The following is a 4,353-nucleotide window of genomic DNA, read 5'->3' as shown; positions in this document are numbered from 1 at the left end:
GAATTGGTGCCCAGAAGAAGACTCGAACTTCCACGACCTTGCGGTCACCAGCACCTGAAGCTGGCGTGTCTACCAATTTCACCATCTGGGCAGTATCAGCAACGTTGCCGCTGTTGATGTGGCGCACTATACGGAGAGCTTTTTAATCTGTAAACCCCTGATTTGGTTTTAATAAATCAAAAGCCCTGAATGCAAAAAACCCGCTTTCGCGGGTTTTTGTGTGAGCCTTGAAATTGATCTAATCTCAAGCTCGAAATTGGTGCCCAGAAGAAGACTCGAACTTCCACGACCTTGCGGTCACCAGCACCTGAAGCTGGCGTGTCTACCAATTTCACCATCTGGGCAGTATCGGCAACGCTAGTGCGTCGTCGATGGCGCGCACTATACGGAGCGTCTTTTTAACTGTAAACCCCTGCCACCAAAAAAACCTGGAAAATTTCCCCAGCGGCATTTAATTCAGCTTTGCGGTGTCGATAAAGGGCTTTAGATGGGCTCTCATAGCCTGAAATTTCCCGTTTCATTACGCCTATGCCAAACTAACCCGCATATAGACAAGGTGAAAACTCTCTAATGGCCGATTGGCAGTCCCTCGATCCCGAGGCCGCTCGTGAAGCGGAAAAATATGATAACCCTATTCCTAGCCGCGAACTGATCCTTCAGCACCTTGCTGATCGAGGTTCGCCTGCTAACCGCGAGCAGCTGGTCGAGGAGTTTGGTCTGACCACAGAAGACCAGATCGAAGCCCTGCGTCGCCGCCTGCGCGCCATGGAGCGCGATGCTCAACTCATCTATACCCGTCGCGGTACCTACGCGCCTGTGGATAAGCTTGACCTGATCCTGGGCCGCATCAGCGGTCACCGTGACGGCTTCGGCTTCCTGGTTCCGGACGACGGCAGTGACGACCTGTTCATGAGCCCGGCGCAAATGCGCCTGGTGTTCGACGGCGACCGTGCCCTGGCGCGTGTTTCCGGCCTGGACCGTCGCGGTCGCCGCGAAGGCATGATCGTCGAAGTGGTATCCCGTGCCCACGAGACCATCGTCGGCCGCTACTTCGAAGAAGGCGGTATCGGCTTCGTCGTCGCGGATAACCCGAAGATCCAGCAAGAAGTGCTGGTCACCCCGGGCCGCAATGCCAACGCGCAGATCGGTCAGTTCGTCGAAGTGAAGATCACTCACTGGCCGACGCCACGCTTCCAGCCGCAAGGCGACGTGGTTGAAGTCGTGGGTAACTACATGGCGCCGGGCATGGAAATCGATGTCGCCCTGCGCGCGTACGATATCCCGCACGTATGGCCTGAGGCGGTGTTGAAAGAAGCCGCCAAGCTCAAGCCTGAAGTCGAAGAGAAAGACAAAGAGAAGCGCATCGACCTGCGCCATCTGCCGTTCGTGACCATCGACGGTGAAGATGCGCGCGACTTCGATGACGCGGTTTACTGCGAATCCAAACCGGGCAAACTGCGCCTGTTCTCCGGTGGCTGGAAGTTGTACGTGGCGATTGCCGACGTCTCCAGCTACGTGAAGATCGGTTCGGCGCTGGACAACGAATCCCAGGTTCGCGGCAACTCGGTGTACTTCCCCGAGCGCGTCGTGCCGATGCTGCCTGAGCAGCTGTCCAACGGCCTGTGCTCGCTGAACCCGCACGTCGATCGACTGGCCATGGTTTGCGAGATGACCATCTCCAAGTCCGGCGAGATGACCGACTACTGCTTCTACGAAGCGGTGATTCACTCCCACGCTCGCCTGACCTACAACAAAGTCAGCGCGATGCTCGAAACGCCGAAACTCACCGAAGCACGTCAGCTTCGCGGCGAGTACACCGACGTTCTGCCGCACCTGAAGCAGCTTTACGCACTGTACAAAGTGCTGCTGGGCGCTCGTCACGTGCGTGGCGCGATCGATTTCGAAACCCAGGAAACCCGGATCATTTTCGGCACCGAGCGCAAGATTGCTGAAATCCGTCCGACCGTGCGTAACGATGCGCACAAACTGATCGAGGAATGCATGCTGGCGGCCAACGTGGCCACTGCTGAATTCCTGAAGAAACACGAAATTCCTGCGCTGTATCGCGTGCACAACGGTCCGCCACCGGAGCGTCTGGAAAAACTGCGCGCCTTCCTCGGCGAGCTCGGCCTGTCCCTGCACAAAGGCAAGGATGGTCCGTCGCCGAAGGATTACCAGGCATTGCTGGCGAGCATCAAGGACCGTCCGGATTTCCACCTGATCCAGACCGTCATGCTGCGTTCGTTGAGCCAAGCGGTATACAGCGCCGATAACCAGGGCCACTTCGGCCTGAATTACGAAGCCTATACCCACTTCACCTCGCCGATCCGCCGCTACCCGGACTTGCTCACGCACCGGGCGATCCGCAGCGTTATCCACTCCAAGCAAGACACCCCGCACGTTCGCCGTGCCGGTGCGATGACCATTCCGAAAGCGCGGATTTATCCGTACGACGAAGCGGCCCTGGAGCAACTCGGCGAGCAGTGCTCGATGAGCGAGCGCCGTGCCGACGAAGCGACCCGCGACGTGGTGAACTGGCTCAAGTGCGAGTTCATGAAAGACCGCGTGGGTGAATCGTTCCCGGGTGTGATCACCGCCGTGACCGGTTTCGGCCTGTTCGTCGAGCTGACCGACATCTACGTCGAAGGCCTGGTGCACGTCACCGCGCTGCCGGGCGACTACTACCACTTCGATCCTGTGCACCACCGCCTCGCCGGTGAGCGTACCGGTCGCAGCTTCCGCCTGGGCGACACCGTTGAAGTGCGCGTGATGCGCGTCGATCTCGACGAACGCAAGATCGACTTCGAGATGGCTGAAAAGACCATCAGCGCGCCAATTGGTCGCAAGAAGCGCGGAAACGAAAAGGCTGAGCCAGCCGCCAAGACAACCGCTAAAACCGCCGCAGAACCGGCCCCGGCGAAAACCGGTCGTCGTCCTGCCAAGGAAAAAGCGCCGGAAGCCTATCGCCCAAGCGATGCGGCGGCGAAAAACGCCGAGTTGCGTAAAAGCCGTGAACTGAAACAGGCGTTGCTGTCTGAAGCGAAAAGCGGCGGTAAAGCGGCGTCTGGGGGAAAGACCGGACGGTCGGCGCCTGACAAGGCTCCCGGCAGCAAGCCGAGCAAACACCGTAAAGGCCCGCCGAAAGCGGGTTCTGCTCCAGCCAAAAGCGGCGGGGCACGTAAACCTAAGGCCAAGTCATGAGTCAGTTGGAAAAAATCTACGGCGTGCATGCGGTAGAAGCGTTGCTGCGTCACCACCCGAAACGCGTCAAGCAGATCTGGCTGGCTGAAGGCCGCAGCGAACCGCGTGTACAGGCGCTGATTGCGCTGGCGAATGAAAATCGCGTGCCTGTCGGCAACGCCGAGCGTCGTGAGCTCGATGCCTGGGTTGATGGCGTCCACCAGGGCGTGGTCGCGGACGTGAGTCCGAGCCAGGTCTGGGGTGAAGCGATGCTCGACGAGTTGCTCGATCGCTCCGAAGGCGCGCCGTTGCTGCTGGTGCTCGACGGCGTGACCGATCCGCACAACCTCGGCGCTTGCCTGCGTTCGGCCGATGCGGCCGGTGCGCTGGCGGTGATCGTGCCGAAGGACAAGTCGGCTACCCTGACCCCGACGGTGCGTAAAGTGGCCTGCGGCGCGGCGGAAGTGATTCCGTTGGTCGCCGTGACCAACCTGGCGCGCACCCTGGAAAAACTCAAGCAGCGTGGCTTGTGGGTCGTCGGTACGGCGGGCGAGGCTGAGCAGAGCCTGTATCAGCAGGACATGACTGGCCCGACCATCCTGATCATGGGCGCGGAAGGCAGCGGCATGCGCCGCCTGACCCGCGATCTGTGCGACTACCTGGTGCACCTGCCGATGACCGGCAGCGTCAGCAGCCTCAACGTTTCCGTGGCGACGGGCGTTTGCCTGTTCGAAGCCCAACGTCAGCGCAGTGTCAAAGCTGCAGCGGGCGGCAAGAAGTCTTAAGCCGCACGCGATCCAAATGTGGGAGCGGGCTTGCTCGCGAAAGCGGTGTGTCAGTCGACAGAAATGTTTTCTGACACACCGCCTTCGCGAGCAAGCCCGCTCCCACAGTGGTTTGTGGTGAGGCGAAGTTTGGTGGTGTGAGCGAACTGTTCAAATAATCACCAATTGCCTTGCACCTCTCCTGTCCCTTCTCTACAATTGCGCCCCTTGCTGTGACGGCAGGCACGCATGTGTCTATCGCAAGCAAGTCCATAAGTGTCATTCACTCCTTGTCTGACCGCTTTTGAGCGGCAGGCTACAACCCGTAAGGAGCATTCATGCGTCATTACGAAATCATCTTTTTGGTCCACCCGGATCAAAGCGAGCAAGTCGGCGGCATGGTAGAGCG

At 59.3% G+C, this 4,353-nt stretch carries 2 protein-coding genes, 2 tRNA genes and 1 pseudogene; 3 read left to right on the top strand and 2 right to left on the bottom strand.

The genetic code is table 11. The features are described from left to right. Positions 1 to 4: 4 nt before the first annotated feature. Together ACIQY3_RS15425 and ACIQY3_RS15420 are read right to left on the bottom strand one after the other, a co-directional pair. Positions 5 to 91 (bottom strand) — tRNA-Leu (locus ACIQY3_RS15425). A 166-nt stretch (positions 92 to 257) separates the two neighbouring features. Next, positions 258 to 344, bottom strand: a tRNA-Leu gene (locus ACIQY3_RS15420). A gap of 226 nt (positions 345 to 570) precedes the next feature. Here ACIQY3_RS15420 and rnr point away from each other — a divergent pair. From rnr to ACIQY3_RS15405, 3 genes and pseudogenes are all read left to right on the top strand, one after another. Further along, a complete protein-coding gene (gene rnr / locus ACIQY3_RS15415) occupies positions 571 to 3,201 on the top strand; it encodes a ribonuclease R (protein WP_403020799.1) in 2,631 nt (876 codons plus the stop codon). Continuing rightward, positions 3,198 to 3,965 carry a 23S rRNA (guanosine(2251)-2'-O)-methyltransferase RlmB gene (gene rlmB, locus ACIQY3_RS15410; protein ID WP_322270397.1) on the top strand — a complete coding sequence of 256 codons (768 nt, stop codon included), beginning with the start codon at positions 3,198 to 3,200 and terminating at the stop codon, positions 3,963 to 3,965. The genes rnr and rlmB overlap by 4 nt, the downstream gene beginning before the upstream one ends. 317 nt (positions 3,966 to 4,282) lie before the next feature. Next, positions 4,283 to 4,353, top strand: a pseudogene (locus ACIQY3_RS15405) (30S ribosomal protein S6); the annotation flags it as partial.

Origin of the sequence: Pseudomonas sp. NPDC096950, from assembly GCF_044762525.1 — a bacterium.
GTDB lineage: Bacteria > Pseudomonadota > Gammaproteobacteria > Pseudomonadales > Pseudomonadaceae > Aquipseudomonas.
Note: the sequence above shows the minus strand (reverse complement) of the source record. Positions and strands in the feature narration are given on the sequence as shown.